Source organism: Janthinobacterium sp. GW823-FHT01H08, assembly GCF_058797855.1.
Map to the genome: position 1 here is coordinate 1,466,084 of NZ_CM179504.1, position 18,572 is coordinate 1,484,655.

General features: G+C 62.4%; 8 protein-coding genes. 4 read left to right on the forward strand and 4 right to left on the reverse strand.

The features are described from left to right. Positions 1-149 precede the first annotated feature (149 nt). From AC3RCG_RS06560 to tldD, 3 genes are read left to right on the forward strand one after another with little or no spacing between them, the layout of a single operon-like run. On the forward strand, positions 150-4,325 hold the full coding sequence (locus tag AC3RCG_RS06560; protein ID WP_492404491.1) for a YhdP family protein: 4,176 nt from the start codon (positions 150-152) through the stop codon (positions 4,323-4,325). A 36-nt stretch (positions 4,326-4,361) separates the two neighbouring features. Then, positions 4,362-5,162 carry a carbon-nitrogen hydrolase family protein gene (locus AC3RCG_RS06565; RefSeq protein WP_492404489.1) on the forward strand — a complete coding sequence of 267 codons (801 nt, stop codon included), beginning with the start codon at positions 4,362-4,364 and terminating at the stop codon, positions 5,160-5,162. 24 nt (positions 5,163-5,186) lie between these two features. After that, positions 5,187-6,647 (forward strand): metalloprotease TldD, encoded by a 1,461-nt coding sequence (tldD, locus tag AC3RCG_RS06570; protein ID WP_492404487.1) that lies wholly within the window; start codon positions 5,187-5,189, stop codon positions 6,645-6,647. A gap of 197 nt (positions 6,648-6,844) precedes the next feature. Here the strand turns inward: tldD and AC3RCG_RS06575 are convergent, their stop codons facing one another. Further along, the gene (locus AC3RCG_RS06575; RefSeq protein ID WP_492404485.1) at positions 6,845-9,685 is read right to left on the reverse strand and encodes a TonB-dependent receptor; all 2,841 of its coding nucleotides are present in this window, start codon (positions 9,683-9,685) and stop codon (positions 6,845-6,847) included. 498 nt (positions 9,686-10,183) lie between these two features. Here AC3RCG_RS06575 and aroG point away from each other — a divergent pair, with 498 nt between their 5' ends. Then, entirely contained in the window at positions 10,184-11,248 is a 1,065-nt protein-coding gene (gene aroG / locus AC3RCG_RS06580) for a 3-deoxy-7-phosphoheptulonate synthase AroG (RefSeq protein WP_070219338.1), read from the forward strand. A 40-nt stretch (positions 11,249-11,288) separates the two neighbouring features. On the opposite strand, the gene AC3RCG_RS06585 is transcribed toward aroG, so the two are convergent. From AC3RCG_RS06585 to AC3RCG_RS06595, 3 genes are all read right to left on the reverse strand, one after another. After that, positions 11,289-12,520, reverse strand: a protein-coding gene (locus AC3RCG_RS06585; protein WP_492404483.1) for an IS3 family transposase whose coding sequence is annotated in 2 segments (ribosomal slippage) — positions 11,289-12,152 and positions 12,155-12,520 — 1,230 coding nt in all. Because the reading frame shifts where the segments join, the coding sequence is not laid out codon by codon here. Positions 12,521-12,640: 120 nt separating this feature from the next. After that, positions 12,641-15,379, reverse strand: coding sequence for a TonB-dependent receptor (locus tag AC3RCG_RS06590; RefSeq protein ID WP_492404481.1), 2,739 nt, complete (start codon positions 15,377-15,379; stop codon positions 12,641-12,643). 461 nt (positions 15,380-15,840) lie between these two features. Then, on the reverse strand, positions 15,841-18,519 hold the full coding sequence (locus tag AC3RCG_RS06595) for a TonB-dependent receptor (protein WP_492404479.1): 2,679 nt from the start codon (positions 18,517-18,519) through the stop codon (positions 15,841-15,843). Between the last annotated feature and the right edge of the window lie 53 nt (positions 18,520-18,572).

Consider the following 18,572-nt stretch of genomic DNA (forward strand, 5'->3'; position numbering starts at 1 on the left):
CGTGCTCTTCCGAACGATGGTAAGGGAGGCTTTGCTCAGACGCAAGCGCAAGGATGCAGGCGCGCACCACGAATGCAGACGATTTTTGCCATTATTTGACGCCGGGCCAGTTTATTAGCTTATTGATGCAAAAACCGCCAGAAGCAAGCGTGACAGAGCATGTGCCCTTGGCCCTGCGCTGGCAGCGGCTGCGTGCCGCCTATCGCCTGGCCAATCTGGCCACCCACCATGTGCTGGGTTTTACCATCAAATTGGTGCTGCTCGCGTATTTCGCCTTCGCCGTGCTGTTTTTATTCCTGCGCTACGCGATCCTGCCGAATATCGATTATTACAAAGGCGATATCGAGCGGGCGGCCAGCCGCGCGCTGGGCAACCCTGTCAGCATCGCGCGTATTTATGCCTCCTGGCATGGCGTCCGGCCCAATCTCTTCTTCGGCGACGTGACCCTGCGCGACCAGGCGGGCCGCCAGGCGCTGAGCCTGCCGAGCATATCGGCCACCGTGTCGTGGTGGAGCGTGCTCGGTTCCGTGCGCTTCACCACCCTGGAAATCACGCGGCCCGACCTGGACGTACGGCGCAGCAAGGATGGCAAGCTGTATGTGGCCGGGGTGTTGATCGACAGCACGCAAGGCAGCGATGGCAAGGGCGCCGACTGGCTGCTGTCGCAGCATGACATCATTATTCGCGACGGCAAGGTGCGCTGGACGGATGAAGCGCGCGGCACGCCGGAGCTGGCTTTGTCGCAGGTCAATCTGCTGCTGCGCAACCGCTGGCGCAGCCACAGGCTGGGCTTGCAGGCGACGCCGCCCGCCAGCCTGGCCGCGCCCATCGATGTGCGCGCTCACTTCACGCATCCGCCTTTCAGCACGCGCATCTCCGATGTATCGATGTGGAAGGGCGAGCTGTACGCGGACCTGAAAAACGCCGACCTGGCCGCCTGGCGCCGCTACCTCGACTATCCATTCGAACTGAGCCAGGGCAAGGGCGCGCTGCGCGCCTGGTTGAGCCTGGATCACGCGCGCCTGGCCGGCTTCACGGCCGATGTGGGCTTGACGGATGTGCAGGCGCAGCTGGGCGAGCATATCGCGCCGCTCGACCTGCTGTCGGTCAGCGGACGCATTTCGGCCAAAGAAGAGCTGTCGGCGCAGGTGCCCGACGGCAAGCCCACCTTTGGCGCGAATGGCCATCAGGTGGAATTGACGAATTTCGCGGTGGAAACCCGCGATGGCCTCAGCCTGCCGCCCACGACCTTGTCCGAGCGTTTCATCGCTGCCACGAAGCGCAAGCCGGCGCGCACGGAAATCACGGCCAAGTCGCTCGATTTGCAAACCCTGGCCGCACTGGCCGACAAGCTGCCGCTGGGCGAGCAGCAGCGCCAGCGCCTCGACGCCCTGGCGCCGCGCGGGCGTTTGCAGGATTTTTCAGCGCAATGGGAAGGAGAGATGGGCACCCCCGCCAGCTACCGTCTGCGCGGCAAGCTCATCGATCTGGGCCTGAATGCGCAGCCGGCGCGCCTGGCCGTGGCGAAGACGGCGACCAGCCCCGCGCAGGCCGCCGCGCCCGCCATTCCCGGCTTCGATAAGCTCACCGGCAGCATCGACGCCAATGACAAGGGCGGCACCATTGCCATCGACGCGCAGGACCTGGTGCTGCAATTGCCCACGTACTTGAGTGAGCCGGCCTTGCCGTTCGAACAGTTCGAAATGGAGGCGCGCTGGGCTTTCCAAGCAGACAATATGCTACAAGTCGACCTGGACAGGCTTGATCTTAATCAACAAGGCATGCGAGTCGCCCTGCATGGTTCGCATCGGATGCCGCTCGACGGCAAGAACCTGGGCCAGGTCGACTTGGCGGGCACCATCGATAATTTCGAGATCAACACCATCGGCCGCTACCTGCCGCTGCAAACGCCCGAGCACCTGCGCCACTGGCTGACGGGGGCGCTGGAAGGCGGCATGGCGCACGATGTCAGTCTGCGCCTGCGCGGCGAACTCGAGCATTTTCCGTTCAAGGCCGATACACCCGCCCAGCGGAATGCCGCCCAGCGCAATCGCGGCGACTTCCGTATTGCCGGCAAGATCGAGAATGGCAAGCTGAACTATGCGCCCGGCGAATTTGCCGAAAGCGGCCCGCTGGCGGGCAAGGCGCCCCTGTGGCCGCAGGCGGAAAAGATCAAGGGCAGTTTTGTGTTCGAGCGGGCGCGCATGGAAATTCGCGGCGACACGGCCACCACGGGCGGCGTGGCCTTGACGAATGTCAAAGCCGTGATCCCCGACCTGACCGTCTTCGACACCTTGCTTGACATTGAAGGCAATGCGGCCGGACCGATGCAGGAATTCCTCAAGTACGTGACGGCCAGCCCCGTGCTGGGCTGGATCGAGCATTTCACGGACGAAACGACGGCGACGGGCAACGCCAGGCTGGCCCTCAAACTGCACTTGCCGATCGAGCGCATGCTCGAGTCGACCGTGCAGGGCAGCTTGCAGCTGGCGGGCAACGACGTGGTGCTGTTCCACGACATGCCGCCCGTGCTGGGCACGCAGGGCAAGATCGAGTTCAACGAAAAGGGCGTCAACCTGAATGGCTTGAATGGCAGCCTGCTGGGCGGGCCGCTGGCCATCTCGGGCGGCACGCAGGCGGACAGTTCGATTCAAGTGAAAATCGCCGGCAACATGACCATCGACGGCTTGCGCAAGACCTATCCGGCGCCCGTGCTGCAGCGCCTGGCGAAACATTTGAATGGCGGCGCGCGCTACAACGGCTTGATTACGGCGCGCGACCACCAGGTGTTGGTCAATGTCGAGTCGCCGCTGACGGGCCTGGGCCTGGATTTCCCCGCTCCCCTGAAAAAGCCGGCCGGCGACAGCCTGCCCGTGAAATTCACCCTGACGGGCAATGCGGCCAACGGCGCGGGCCTGCGCACGGATGATATCCGCATCGCGCTCGGCTCCGGCATCGCTGCCCGCTACCAGCGCCAGAAGCAGGGCAAGGACGCCTGGCGCCTGGTGCGCGGCGGCATCGGCGTGAACGTGCCGGCGCCCGAGCCCGATAGCGGCATGATGCTTAACGTCAACATGAAAACCCTGGACGTGGACAGCTGGATCGCCGTCGGCAGCGAGATCGCCGGCAGCGCCTCGGCGTCCGGCGACAGCGGCGCCGCCGACGATGCGCCCGATATCGCGCAATATGTGGTGCCGGACATGATGGCGGCCCGTGCCAGCGAACTGATGCTGGGCGAGCGCAAGCTGGAAAACGTCGTGGTCGGCGCCACGCATCAAAAGGATGTGTGGCAAGCCAATATCGACGCAAAACAAGTGTCGGGCTATGTGACGTGGCTGGAAACGCCGTCCGGCCTGGGCAAGATGACGGCGCGCCTGTCGTCGCTGATCATTCCGGAGTCGGCCGCCAACGACGTCAAGAATTTGCTGGAAGGAAAGAGTGGCGCCCAGTCGATCCCCTCGCTCGATATCGTTGCCGAGCAATTTGAACTGTTCAACAAGAAGATCGGCCGGCTGGAGTTGCAGGCCTATAACACGATGGCGGCGGGCGGGCGCGAGTGGCGCGTGGGTAAGCTGCAACTGTCGAACGCCGATGGCGCGCTGAGCGGCAGTGGAAAATGGGTCATCAAGGACGGACAAAGCACGACCAGCCTGCGTTTCGGCCTCGATATCGTCGATGCGGGCAAGCTGCTCGACCGCTTCGGCTTTGCCGACACGGTGCGCCGCGGCAAGGGCCGTCTGAGCGGCGATATCGCCTGGAATGGCTTGCCGTATTCGCTAGACATTCCCACCTTGTCGGGACAGATCGAGATGAAGGTGGAATCGGGCCAGTTCCTCAAACAGGACCCGGGCGCGGCCAAGCTGCTGGGCGTACTCAGCCTGCAAGCCTTGCCCCGCCTGCTGAAACTCGATTTCCACGACGTGTTTTCCGAAGGCCTGGCCTTCGACGGCATCACGGCCAACGCCAGCATCAAGCGCGGCGTGGTGACCACCGACAATCTCAAGATGCATGGCGTGGCGGCCACCGTGCTGATGGATGGCACGGCCGATATCGCCAATGAAACGACGAATTTGCACGTGGTGGTGATCCCCGAATTCAACCTGGGCACGGGGCCGCTCGTGTACGCGCTGGCCGTCAATCCCGTCATCGGCCTGGGCAGTTTCCTGGCGCAATTGTTCCTGCGCGCGCCCGTGATGAAGGCACTCACCTACCATATGCAGATCGCCGGCCCGTGGAAATCGCCCGTCGTGACCAAGCTCGATGGTGGTAAATTGGAACCTGTCGCCATGCCCGCAGCGGCGGCGAGCGATGCCGTGGCGAAATAAGTGCCATTCGGCAAGGTCGAATGTACAAGAGGTGAAATGATGCATACAGTTGCAGCAGTACAAATGATTTCCTCGCCTTCCGTGGAAGACAACCTGGCCACGGCGCGGCGCCTGGTGGCGCAGGCCGCCGCCGGTGGCGCGCAGCTGGTGGTGCTGCCCGAATACTGGGCCATCATGGGCAAGCAGGAAACGGACAAGCTGGCTCATGCGGAACAGCCCGGCCACGGGCCGATCCAGGATGGCATGGCGCAGATGGCGCGCCAGCACGGCATCTGGCTGATCGGCGGCACCTTGCCCCTGATTTCCGGCGAGGAGGGCAAGGTCCTGAACACCACGCTGGTGTACGACCCGCAAGGCGAGCCGGCCGGCCGCTACGACAAGATCCACTTATTCGGCTTTACGCGCGGCGCCGAGTCGTACAACGAATCGCGCACCATCGTGCCCGGCGCGCAGGTGCGTGCCATCGAGACGCCGTTTGGCCGCGTCGGCCTGTCCATCTGCTATGACCTGCGCTTTCCCGAACTGTACCGCGCCATGGGCGATTGCGCGCTGATCGTCGTGCCGGCCGCGTTTACCCATACGACGGGCAGCGCCCACTGGGAAGTGCTGCTGCGCGCGCGCGCCATCGAAAACCAGTGCTATGTGCTGGCCTCGGCGCAGGGCGGCCTGCATCCGAACGGCCGCCGCACCTGGGGCCACAGCATGCTGATCGACCCGTGGGGCGAAGTGATCGCCGTGCTGCCGGAAGGCGAGGGCGTGGTCAGCGGCGAGATCGACCTGGTGTTTTTGGCCGGCGTGCGCGAGTCCCTGCCCGCGCTAACCCATCGGACGATGTAAATTGAATGTTGAGAAAAGATAGCCATGATTCCATTTGAACCCAATCTGTCCAGCCTGGCCGTGGCGCGCGATATCCTGCTCACGCCGTTCGGCCTGGACGAAGACAAGCTGCTCAAAGCCCTGGGCACGATGTTTACGCACAAGGTCGACTATGCCGACCTGTATTTCCAGTCGACCAAGAGCGAAGGCTGGAGCCTGGAAGAGGGCATCGTCAAGACGGGCAGCTTTTCCATCGACCAGGGCGTGGGCGTACGCGCCGTGTCCGGCGACAAGACGGCGTTTGCGTACTCCGATGACATTTCCGAGCGGGCCCTGCTGGAAGCGGCAGCGGCCACGCGCACGATTGCGCGCGCGGGCGCCGGCAAAATCAAGATCGCGGGCCGGATGCAGCCGCAGGGCGGACGCTCGCTGTACCTGCCCAACGATCCGCTCGCCTCGCTCGATGCCACGGCCAAGGTGCAGCTGCTCGAGCGCGTGGAAAAGATGGCGCGGGCGAAAGACCCCCGGGTGGTGCAAGTGATGGCGGGCCTGGCCGGCGAGTACGACGTGGTGCTGGTGCTGCGCAGCGACGGCGTGCTGGCGGCCGACATCCGCCCGCTGGTGCGCGTGTCGCTGACCGTGATCGCGGAACAGAACGGCCGCCGCGAAACGGGCTCGGCCGGCGGCGGCGGGCGTTTCAGCTACGACTATTTCAGCGATGCCGTGCTGGAGCAATATGCCAGCGATGCCGTCAATTCGGCGCTGGTGAACCTGGAAGCGCGCCCCGCGCCCGCCGGGCCCATGACCATCGTGCTGGGACCGGGCTGGCCCGGCATCTTGCTGCACGAAGCGATCGGCCACGGCCTGGAAGGCGATTTCAACCGCAAGGGTTCGTCCGCGTTTTCGGGCCGCATCGGCGAACGCGTGGCGGCCAAGGGCGTCACCGTGGTCGATGACGGCACCCTGGCCGGCCGGCGCGGTTCGCTCAATATCGACGACGAGGGCAATCCCACGCAGTGCACGACCCTGATCGAAGACGGCATCCTGAAGGGTTACATCCAGGACACGATGAACGCGCGCCTGATGAAGATGCCCGTGACGGGCAACGCGCGTCGCGAATCGTTCGCCCACCTGCCCATGCCGCGCATGACGAATACGTATATGCTGGGTGGCGACAAGGACCCAGGCGAGATCCTCGCTTCCGTGAAAAACGGCTTGTATGCCGTCAACTTCGGCGGTGGCCAGGTCGACATCACGAATGGCAAGTTCGTCTTTTCGGCCAGCGAAGCGTACATGATCGAAAACGGCAAGCTCAGCTATCCGGTGAAGGGCGCCACCCTGATCGGCAACGGCCCGGACGTGCTCAACCGCGTCTCCATGATCGGCAACGACATGCGCCTCGACTCGGGCGTGGGCGTGTGCGGCAAGGAAGGGCAAAGCGTGCCCGTGGGCGTGGGGCAGCCGACCTTGCGCCTCGACGGCATCACGGTCGGCGGCACGGCCTGATTTTGCTGAACACGGGGCGGCCAACACGGTTGTCGGATTACGCCCTCCGGGCTAATCCGGCCTACTTTTCCGAGATGGCGCTCGCGTAGATCGGGTTAGCGCAAGGCGCGTAACCCGACACCACTGCCGGCGCGTCAACACGGTTGTCGGGTTACGCGTGGCTGCGCCCCGCTAATCCGACCTACGCTCCCGATTTTTCAGAACTTGTATTTCACCCCCGCACTGATGAAGCGTCCCGCCGCGCCCGCGTAGTCGAGCGGGTTGTAGCCCGTGGCGCCATACGTCAGCGGGTCGAGCGGGGCGATCTTGTCGAACAGGTTTTGTATCGTCGCAAACACTTCCAGCTTGGGCGTGGCCAGCCAGCGGGCCGTCAGGTCCACCGTGGTGAACGAGGCGATGCGGCAGCCGCGCGGCGCGTCCGTGCCGTCGGCAAAATGCGTGGCGCAGCCGTCCGGGTCATTCTTGAACCGCACGTTGTCGAGCGGGGCGCGGTAGTTGACGTTGGCCGTGACGCGCCAGTTCTGGCGTTCCCAGGTGGCGCCCAGATTGATGCGGTCGTCCGGCGTGCCCATGCAGTTGGACACGTCGCAATTGCCATGCGTGCCGGCAAAATCGCGCTGCGTGCCATCCTGTTCCGTGCGCAGCCATTTGTACAGGTGCGTCCACTTCAGGTCGAACACCAGGTTGCCATAGTCGCTGCCCAGGTTGAAGCGCTGGCGCGCGTCGATATCGATGCCGCGCACCGTCGTTTGCGCCGAATTCACATAGTTGGCCAGCACGGCCGTGATGGCGCCCGGATCGCCGGGAATACCGGTGGCCGTGGACGGGTCGCGCGCCACGTTGCCGGCGGCAATGGCCGCATCCGTCTGCTCCTGGTTGATTTCATTCTTGCGGCGGATTTGCCACAGGTCGACGGAAATGCTGCTGCGCGGCAGCGGGTCCCACACGGCGCCCACGGAATAGCTGCGCGAACGTTCGGGCGACAGGTTCGGATTGGGTGAGGTGATGACGGCGATCGGCGCCGGATCGCAGGCCACTTCCACGCCCAGCGCGCAGCGCAGCGGATCGCTGGCGGTGGAGAACGCGGCCAGGCCGCCGACGCCGTTTTCCGCCGCGCTTGGAGCGCGGAAGCCCTTGGCAAAGGTGCCGCGCAGGGCCAGTTCGCGTATGGGCGTCCATTTCACGCCCACTTTCGGCGTGTAGGAATTGCCCACGTCGGTAAAATGGTCGGCGCGCAGGGCGCCCGACAGTTCCACGGTTTTCAGCACGGGCGCCAGCACTTCGGCATAGATGGCCGAGGCGTTGCGGCTGCCCTTGTAGGCGGAATAGCCGAGGCCAATGATATTGCCCCGTTCCGTGCCCGTGGTGGGCTTGAGTTCCGTCGCTTCGTGACGGAATTCTGCGCCCACGGCCACACCGAGGCCGCCGCCGTCGAGCTTGGCCACCTCGCGGCTGGCCTTGAAGTCGATCTGCGCGATATGTGTCTTGGCGTCGTTCGAGATGCGCGGCGACAGGGCCGCGTACAGCGCGGGCGAATTGAGGCCCGCGTTTTCCGCGATGCGCCACAGGCTGCCCGCCGGCAGGGCCGCATACGCGGGGTTCAGGCTGGCAGCCGCCACATTGGCGGCTGTCGGGTTGAGCAGGGCGAAGGCGACGTCGCGCTGCAGATAGCCGTTCAAGTCGTTCGAGACCTTGTTCTGCGAGTACAGCAAGGCGCTGTCGATATCCCAGCCCGCCACGCTACCCTTGATGCCGGCCACGAAGCGCGTGAAGGTGGAGTCGACTTCCGACAGGCGCGGCCCTACGTCGGCCGCCAGGTAGCGCAGCCGCGCCGCCGTGCCGAAATACGGGTTGTCCGGGTGCGCAGCACCGAGCGACACGCCGGCATTGCTGACGGGGCCGCCCGGATAGCCGACCGAACCGCTGACCGTCGAGGGCGTGGTGACGGAATTCGATTCGCTGTGATACACGTTCAATTCGGCATACGTTTGCAAGGCAGGCGTCAGTTGCCAGGCGGCGCGGCCGAAGAAATTAATGTTCTTTTGCTTGGGCTGGATCTGGCCGTATTGCTGCGCGGCATCGGTCAGGCAGCCGCCGCCCGGGTCGCCCTGCGGATGTGTGGTGAAGTTGCCGCAGGCGGCGCCGGGGAAGGTGCGCGTAAAGCCCACGCCGGCCAGGTTGCCGCGGTTGTAGTAGTCGAGCGTGTCGGGATTGCGCACATTGCCGTTGACGGCGCTGCCGGCCGCGTTGTTGGTGGTGATGGCGCCCGCGCCGCTGAGGGTTTCCTGTGCGCTGAAGCCCAAGTCGCGCAAGTCGCTGCGGCCGACGGCGCCCCGTCCGGCCCGGTCGCGGTTCCAGATGGCGGCCTTTTCGCTGTACTCGAGGTTCAGCAGCACGTTGTAGCGGTCGCTGTCGATGTCGCCGAAGCCGTGCGTGATGGCGGCGCGCGCGTCGCGCCCGTCCCACTCTTTCGTTTTGCCGTAATTGCCCTTGATGGCCGTGCCCTGGTAGTCGCGCCGCAGGATCACGTTGACCACGCCGGCGATGGCGTCCGAACCGTAGATGGCCGAGGCGCCATCCTTGAGGATTTCCACCCGTTCCACCGCTTCCAGGGGAATGATGTTCAGGTCGGCAAATACCTTCTGGCCATCGTCGGCCAGGCCATATGGCGCCACGCGGCGCCCGTTCAGCAGCACCAGGGTCGAGGCCGTGCCCAGGCCCCGCAGCGACACGCCGGAAGCGCCGGCGGCAAAGCCGTTGCCGAAGGTAGTGGGCACGGAGCCCTGGTTGTCGACGGCCAGGGTCTGCAGCAGTTCGGCCACGCTGGACTTGCCCGATTTTTCAATGTCGGCCGCGTTCAGGGTTTGCACGGCCGACGCCGTTTCCGCCTGCGCGCGGCGGATGTTCGAGCCGGTGATTTCCACGCGGGCAATGGGAGCCGCTTCCTGTGCCAGGACGGGCAGGGCGAGCAGGGCGCTTGCCAGAGCCAGGCCCATGCGTGGCGGTGAAAATGGATGGACAGATTGTTTGTAGATCATGCGAGTCTCCGGAAGGTCAGACAGAAAAAGGTGAGGTACACCTTGCAGTCTTGGCCGTGCGGCCTGGCGGGGATTCGATCTACATCAGTAGTGCGTCGCTTCCCAAGGTCAAAACGGGCTGGCGTGGCGTGCGCGCCACGGCGGCCCCAGCGTTGTTGGCCAGCCGGTGCGGACCTGCAGCGCGCAACTTTTTACGCTTTTTGGCGTGTTTTTCAGTGTGAAACGGCAGCGGCATGCGGCTTTGCCGACAAATACGCTTGCCAACCCTTGCGATTTAGGTTTATAGTCGATCATCACTTAGGGATGACTCGCATGTTCGCTCGCCACTTTTTTACCGCTTATTTTTACTTTAGCAATTCCAACCCCAAAGGCGGTGGAGTAGCGGTCGGTTCACGTAGCAGCAAAAAACGAGACCCCAGCACATTCTAAAAAACCGCCACTGATGGCGGTTTTTTTTTACCCAGATGTTTTACCCATCCTTAAATTTTGGAGAAAATGATGCCCCGCACCGATGATTTGCGAATTCGCGAAATGAAGGAATTGACCCCGCCGTCCCACCTGATCCGCGAATTCGCCTGCTCGGAGCAAGCCGGACAGACCGCCGCCAGCGCCCGTATCGCCCTGCACCGCATTTTGCATGGCCAGGACGACCGCCTGATGGTGGTGATCGGGCCTTGCTCCATCCACGACACCAAGGCGGCGATGGAATATGCGCGCCTGCTGGTCAAGGAGCGCGCGCGTTTCGCGGGCGAACTGGAAATCGTCATGCGCGTCTACTTCGAGAAGCCGCGCACCACGGTGGGCTGGAAGGGCCTGATCAACGATCCGTACATGGACAACAGCTTCCGCATCAACGACGGCTTGCGCATGGCGCGCGAATTGTTACGCGATATCAATGAGCTGGGTTTGCCTGCCGGTACCGAGTTCCTCGACGTCATCAGCCCGCAATACATCGCCGACCTGATCAGCTGGGGCGCCATCGGCGCGCGCACGACGGAGTCGCAGGTGCACCGCGAGCTGGCGTCGGGATTGTCGTGCCCGGTTGGCTTCAAGAATGGCACGGACGGCAATGTGAAGATCGCCGTGGAAGCCATCAAGGCCGCCTCGCAGCCGCACCATTTTCTTTCCGTCACGAAGGGCGGCCACTCGGCCATCGTCTCGACCAACGGCAACGAGGATTGCCATATCATCTTGCGCGGCGGAAAAACGCCGAACTATGACGCGGCCAGCGTGGACGAGGCGTGCAAGGCCATCGCCGCGCAAGGGCTGGCGGCGCGCCTGATGATCGACGCCTCGCATGCGAACAGCTCGAAAAAACCGGAAAACCAGATCCCCGTGTGCGCCGACATCGCCAGCCAGGTGGCGGGCGGCGATGGCCGCATCGTCGGCGTGATGGTGGAATCGCATCTGGTGGCGGGGCGCCAGGATTTGATCCCCGGCAAGGAATTGATCTATGGCCAGTCCGTCACGGACGGCTGCATCGACTGGAGCGCCAGCGTGGCCGTGCTGGAAAACCTGGCGGCGGCCGTGAAGCAGCGCCGCTTGCAGGGCGACGCGGACTAACATGGCGCGCATGTCCAGTCCTAAAATAGGTTGACAGTATTTATTGCTGCACAAACGCCCGATGCACCGCATCGGGCGTTTTGTACTTCAAGGCCGTATGTGGTCGTTCCTGGTTGTATATCCGCACCGATTGCGCCACCATTTTGCTCGCCTGTTTCAGGTCTGCAGGTCGATTCAGCAAGAACTCGCCTTTCAGGATGCCGTTGATACGTTCGGCCAGCGCATTCTGATAGCAGTCGTAGCCGTCGGTCATGGAGCAAGTCAGTCCATGACGACGATGAATTTCTTGATAGTAAGTCGAGCAGTACTGGATGCCCCTGTCTGAATGATGGATCAGCGGCGTCTTGCGCTGTCGTGCTCGCAGGGCCATCTTCAAGGCCTCGCTGACCTCTTCGGTTTGCAGGCTTGCGTGCGCGTGATAGCCCACGATCTTGCGCGAATACGCATCCGTTACCAAGCTCAGATAGACGCATTTTCCGGCGGTCGGGAGATACGTGATATCGGCTACCCACACCTGCTCCGGCCGCGTGGCGAGCACTTGTCCCGGCCCCTCCCTGAGTAAATTGGGATGGCGCCGGAAGCGGTGATGGCTATTCGTGGTCTTATGATAGGCCCGCTGTGGTTGCACCAGCAGCCGCTCCTGGCGCAAGATATCAAAGAGTCCATCGCGTCCCAATTTGATTTTTGCACCGGAAAAGGCTGCACCGAGCATGCTGTGCAGCTTGCGCGTGCCGATGCGTGGCTGGCGCAGGCGTATCGGCTGCACCAGCTTGACGACAGTTTGCGCCCTGTCCAGGCAATGTCGCTCGCGCTGACAGCGCTGGTAATACGCTTGGCGGCTGATGCCGACACAGCGGCAGGCCCGTTCGACGCTTAATCCTTCGACTTGCTTGCGCGCGATGACCTGCCCAAAGGCTTTTTTACCGGCACCCCGTATTCGTCACGCAGGACGTCGAGAACCGCCTCGAACAGCGCGGATTTCTGTTTTTCTTCCTTGAGCTGACGCTCCAGCTCCTTGATGCGCTGCTCTGGCGTCAGTGGCCTGACTGGTGTGTCTGTCATGGTCGCTCTCCGTTGGCTTCGGCCCCTGGGATGCGTCCAATCCTGCAGGCCGTGTTTGCGACACCATACCAAAACTGTCGACCGACCCTGTATTCCGTAGCGCGTTTGCGCCTGCTTGTACGTCATCTCGCCTTTTTCAACCTGCTCGACAACGCTCAATTTAAAAGCCAGGCTGTAATCTCGCTGACTGCGTCGAAACCCTTGTTCCATCGGACACTCCTTCTCTGTAACGAAAAAGTGTCAACTTATTCCAGGACGGGTCAGCAGCATGAAAAAAAGCCCGAAAAGCTAAGCTTTCCGGGCTTTTTTAGTTTTCAGCTGACAGGAAGCTTAGAACTTGTAGGAACCGCTCACATAGAACTGGCGGCCCAGGGCGCTCGAGTACGATGGGTTGTAGCCTACTTGATGCGAACCCGTGTTACGCAGGGTGAACGGCGGATTGCGGTCGAACAGGTTCAGGATGCCGCCCGTGATTTCCACGTTCTTCAGCGGACGGTAAGCCGTCTGGAAGTCGAAGGTGGTGTAGCTCGGCACTTCCAGCTGGATGCCATAGCATTCGCCAGGGCTGCCGGCCACGATCACGGCGCAATCGTCAGCCGTCTGTTCCTTGTCCGTGTAGCCGTTGCGGTAGCTGGCGCTCAGCGTATGCGTGAACTTGGCCGTCTCATACGAGGTGGTGGCGCGGATGATGTTGCGGAAGCTGACCTTGTCGTTCGAACCGTAGCGATTCAGGCTGGTTTCCCATTGATCATCGGTGCCCGGCGTCGTGTAGCGCGAACGCAGCAGGTAGGTACCCATCAGGCGGCTCGTCAGGCGGCCGTCCAGCAGCTTCATCTTGTGGGTGAAGTCGTAGTCGATACCGCGGTTTTCCACCTTGCCGATGTTAATCGGCAGCAGCTTGATGGCCAGCACGTCCTTGCCCGTCGAGCTGATGTGCTTGGTGGTGAACAGGTTGGCGTACTTGGCAGGATCGTTGAAGATCAGGCCTTCCGAAACCGCCGTGACCTGGTCGCGGATTTCCACGTTCCACAGGTCGAACGACATCGACAGGCTGTCGATCGGCTCGAACACGGTACCGATGCTCCATTGCTTCGACGTTTCCGGCTTCAGGTCCGGGTTGCCGCCCTGGAAGGCTTCGAACTGCTGGCGTCCGACGCCGCTGCAGTAGCCGGCCAGCGGGTGGCCGCCCATGCCGTTCGCTGCCGTCAATGGGCATTGGTAGTTACCGCCCGTGACGCCCCAGTCTTCCAGTGGGCCAGCGATTTCCTGCATGCTGGCGGCGCGGAAGCCGGTACCGGCAGCGGCGCGGAACATCAGGCTCTTGGTGGCGGAATACTTGCCGCTGACTTTCCAGGTGGTGGCGTTTTCTTTCTTGCCTACCGTCTTGCCCGTCAGCTTGTCGTCGATGGATCCGATCTGGTCATAACGCAGCGAGCCGGTCATTTCCAGTTTTTTCGAGATCGGCATCATCAGCTCGGCGTAGGCGCCGGCATTGTCGCGCGCGTATTCGCTGTCGACTTGTGCATTGTCAAACAGGATCTGCGCCTGCCTGGCGACGTCGGCCTGCTTCACCTTGTACGAGGTGTTGCGGTAGTCGGCGCCCACACCCAGCATGGCCGTGCCGCCTGGCAGCGAGAACACAGGGCGCGAAGCGCGGCCGTCGATGCCCTTCATTTCCACGGTTTGCGTGTTGTAGGTGCCGCTGAAGCCCGTGCCCAGCAGGGCCTGGCGCATGGCGTCCGGCATGGAACCGACAGGGTAGGCGAACGGGTCGATATTGCCGGCGGCTACTTGCGCGTCGAATTTGTCGGCCAGCGGGAAGCCGCTGACGTATTTCTGCGTCTGCTTGTTTTTCGAGTACGTCACGGCCGAGTTGATGTCCCAGCCGAATGCATTGCCATCGATGCCGGCGACGATGTGAGTGGCCTTGGTGCCGTAGTCGTACACGCGGTTGCCCATTTCCGACAGGCGGTATTTGGCGACGGCGCCCGTGGCGTTGGCCAACTGCGCCGGCGTCAGGTTCGGTGCCAGATATTTGTTGAACAGCGGCGAGCCGACATCGACGGAGAAATCGGCCGGGTACGGCGCGATGCTGGCGACGACGCGCGCTTCGGTGTAGGCGAGGTCATAGAAACCCTGGAAGCCGGTTTTGCCCAGCTTGACGGTGCCCGAGCTGAAGATGGCGTCGCGCTTCGATTCGGGATTGATTTCGATGGTCGATGGCGAATCGAAATAGCAGTTGCCGTCGCCATAGAAATCCATGTTGCTGGCGGCGCATTTGCCGCCATGGGCCAGGGCGTACGGGTTCAGATTGACGTTGTCGATGAAGGGCTTGTTGGTCTCTGGATTGATGACCACATTACCGTTCGCATCGGTGCGTTTGTAATCGACCGTGGCATTGCCAGGGGCCGAGCGCGAGGAACCGTTGATGAATTGCAGTGCCTTGCCGGTCTTCGGATCGTTGAAATTGATGATGCCGCTTTTCGCGAAGCTGCGCTGCGATGCCTTCAGCGATTTTTGTTCGTCATGGCTGGCCGACACGAAGATGCTGTAGCCGTCTTCGTCGATATCGCCGAAGCCCTTGCTGATCGAGATCGAGTTGCTGGCGCCGCCTTTTTCTTCAGGACGCGAATACTTGGCATTGATTTCCAGCGGCGATGCGCCTTTTTTCAGGATGAAGTTGACCACGCCGGCGATGGCGTCGGCGCCGTACAGGGCCGAGGCGCCGTCCGTCAGCACTTCCACGCGCTCGATGGCCGACAGGGGGATCGAATTGAGGTCGATGGTGGTGCCGGAATTGGATGGCGCGATACGGCGGCCATTCAGCAGCACCAGCGTGTAGGCTGCGCCGATATCGTGGATCGAGGCCGTTGTGACGCCGCCGCCGCCGCCGCCCACCGAATCGGCGGCCACGGAGAAGCCCTGCATCGCAGGAATTTGCTGGATGAAATCGGTCACCGTGGTGACGCCGGTTTTCTTGATGTCTTTCTGGTTGAACGACTGCACCGGCAGCGACGCTTCGGAAGCGATGCGCTTGATGCTCGAACCCGTGACTTCCACGCGTTGCATGGTGCCATCTGTTGTTTCTTGTGCGTACGCGGCGTGCATACTCAGGGCCATGCCGCCTGCAAACATCAGGCGCAGCGACCGCGATATTACATTTTCTATCATCATCTGAAATTCCTTGTTATTGTGATAAAGGCGGCAATTATTTTGAAATAACTTGTTGCTTGCCAACAATTTATTTGCCTTTTTGAAAATCCACCAATGAAAATTCTGTAAATTTTCTGGGCCCTCATCAAAACATTCACGATTCAGATTGTCAATTTCACGCGGACTTTTTGGACGAAATGCAACATTTCCCTGTTTTTTTTGTAATCCTTCAGCAATAAAGTATCGTGAACCCTTGTCAGCCTTGCTCAGATGCGTAAAATAAAACGGCGCACATCATCGCTGATGGCGCCGCTTTTCTGTTGCTGGCACGCTGTTGCCAGCGCTGCCTGTTTTATCTATTGACCTGAAAATTCCCCTTAAAACGTATAGCTGCCGCGCAAGTACCAGGCGCGCCCGATCGGGTCCGTGTAACGCGGGTCGTAACCTTTCTGGAACAAGGTGCCCTGGTTCGAGAACGGCGGTTCCCTGTCGAACAGGTTTTTCACGCCGGCCGTCAGCAGCAAGCCTTTCCACGCGTAGCTGCCCGACACGTTCAGCAGGCTGTACGACGGCACATCGTGGCGGAACTGCGGATCCACCAGATTCTGATCCGTGTAGCCGGACTTGAACGATTGCGATACGGTGGCGCCCCAGTTGCCCATGCGCCAGTTCAGCGCGGCCGTATGTTTCCAGCGGAACACGGGATTGTTGTCCGCGTAGCGGCCCACGTTGGCAATGAAGGCGCCGCCCCGTTCGTTCTGGTAGTCATACTTGTGGGTCCACGTGCCATCGACCGACACGCTGACATCGCCATACGCGCCACGGGCCAGGCGCGCATTGAGGCTGACGTCGATGCCGTCCGTTTTCACTTCGCCGAGATTGTCGTTCAAGTCCAGGATGGCGTAGGGTGAACCATCGGGATTGCGCAGGAACAAGGCCTTGTATTTTTCGTAGTTGCCGAAGATCGATTGCTCGGGCAAGGACGAAATCTTGTCCTTCAAATGGATGTTCCAGTAATCGATGGCGAGCGTGACTTCCTTGATGGGTTCGAGCACAAGGCCGACGGCAAAGGTCGTGGATTTTTCCGGTTTCAGCTTTTCATTGCCGCCCTGTAGCTTGAATTGCTGCAGGTCGCAGTCGCGCAGGGGATTGGCACCGGGCTGCGGCACGCCGCCGGGGCACAAAATCGGGTCGTCGTAGGTGTCGTTGGTATCGTTCTTCGACGGCGGCGCATTCTTTTCAAACAGGGTGGGCGCGCGGAAACCCGTGCTGGCCGAGCCGCGCAGCACCAGCGCGCTGCTGGCCTGGTAGCGCAGGGCCACCTTCGGATTGGTGGTGCTGCCCACGTCGCTGTAATGGTCGAAGCGGGCGGCCAGCTGTACTTCCAGGTCCTTGATCAGCGGCAAGTTGACTTCGCCGAAGACAGCTTCGATGGTACGCGAACCGCTCTTCGACAGCGAGCCCGACAGACCGGAACTGGCAGCCTGGCCGGCGATGTCGCGGTTGACGTTGAAGTCGGCCTTTTCGCGTCGCGCCTCGCCACCCAGCGCGATTGCCAGCGGGCCGCCGGCCAGCTGCATCAGTTCGCGGCTGCCCTTGATGTCGAAGCCCGTGGTGGTGACCTTGGCGCTTTGCACTTCGCCGCGCAGTGCCGTGCTGGCCAGGTAAGCCTTGCCGGCCGCATCCTGCTCGCCGAAGGGATTGAGGATACCGTTCAGCACGCCGGCGGCAAAACCCGCATCCTGCACATAGCCGTTCGTGAATTTTTCCGACGACTTGCTGATGGCATGGCTCAGGCCCGTCTTGTAGTCCCAGCCGGCCAGCTCGCCTTCGAGGGCCAGCACCAGGCGGTCCGCCTTGCCGTCCGAATCGATCTGCCGCTGGCCCGCCTCGACGGGGCGCCAGTTGACGCTCAGCGGCTGGCCCGACAAGCCCGGCTGGGCCGGTACGCCGCCCGCATTGCCCGGATAATATTTGCTGCTGATGGGCAGAATCAGGCCCGTTTGCGGTGGCGGCGCCGTGCGTGCCTTCACCTTGTTTTCCGAATGCAGGTATTCCACCGTGGCCAGGTGGCCGCCGCCCAGCTTGAAGGCGCCCTTGCCGAAGAAGGCTATTTGCTGCTGTGCGGGCAAGTCGTCGATCTGGCGCGTGTAATCCTGGCGGCAGGTGCCGTTCGCCGGCACGGCCGGCACCGACAGCGGCGGCAGGCAGCCGCTGGCCGCGTAGGGGTTGCCGGCCAGGCCATTGCCGCCGTTGGCCGCCGCATCGAAGTAGTTGCCAGGAAACGTCGTGCCGCTGGTAATGGACAGGCCGCGCGAGGGGACGATGCCGGTGGCTGAAAAAGCACGGTCCTGCGACGTGAGCACGTTTTGCTTGTGGTAGTCGAGCACGCCGAAGATATTGTAGCCGTCCGTGTCGAGCTTGCCGAAACCCGTCGACAGGTTGATGCGGTGCTCGCCGCCGCCCTTGTGTTCGGGGGCGACCACTTCGGCCGTGATGTTCGTGACGTTGACCGAGCGCTTGGTGATGAAGTTGATGACGCCGCCGATGGCGTCCGTGCCATAGATGGCCGAGGCGCCGTCGCGCAGCACTTCGACGCGCTCGAGGGCGGCAATCGGAATGATGTTCAGGTCGACGCTGGCGCCGTCATACGGATGGTTGGCGATGCGCCGGCCGTTGAGCAGCACGAGGGTCTTGTCGCCGCCCAGGCCGCGCAAGTCGGCGCTGGCCTGACCGCCCGTGGGCAAGCCGCTGGTATTGCCGCCGACGGCATTGCCGCTGCCCATGCTGGACGCATTCGAGGGTATCTTGCTGAGCACTTCCTGGGCTGTCGTCAGGCCCTGTTTGGCGAAATCCTCGGCCTTGAAGATGGACAGGGGCGTCGCCGTTTCCGACACGAGGCGCTTGATCGAGGAACCGGTGACTTCGACGCGCTGCATGGCGGCAGGCTCGCCGGCGGCGCCGGTGTCCTGCGCCATGGCCGCATGGCCATACGCGCCGAGCAGGGCTGCGCACAACAGGCGCAAGGTAGGGGAGGGACTGCGGGTTTGCGTCATCTGACACTCCTGTGGCTTGGTCATGGGCCAAGTGGCCTGCAAGGGAGTTTTAC

What these genes read in the sequence shown, in the direction of transcription:
- AC3RCG_RS06590 (WP_492404481.1), bottom strand. Translation starts at nt 15,379, where the DNA reads ATGCAACGCGTGGAAGTCACGGGTTCGAGCATCAAGCGCATCGCTTCC.
- AC3RCG_RS06595 (WP_492404479.1), bottom strand. Translation starts at nt 18,519, where the DNA reads ATGACGCAAACCCGCAGTCCCTCCCCTACCTTGCGCCTGTTGTGCGCA.
- AC3RCG_RS06575 (WP_492404485.1), bottom strand. Translation starts at nt 9,685, where the DNA reads ATGATCTACAAACAATCTGTCCATCCATTTTCACCGCCACGCATGGGC.
- tldD (WP_492404487.1), top strand. Translation starts at nt 5,187, where the DNA reads ATGATTCCATTTGAACCCAATCTGTCCAGCCTGGCCGTGGCGCGCGAT.
- aroG (WP_070219338.1), top strand. Translation starts at nt 10,184, where the DNA reads ATGCCCCGCACCGATGATTTGCGAATTCGCGAAATGAAGGAATTGACC.
- AC3RCG_RS06565 (WP_492404489.1), top strand. Translation starts at nt 4,362, where the DNA reads ATGATGCATACAGTTGCAGCAGTACAAATGATTTCCTCGCCTTCCGTG.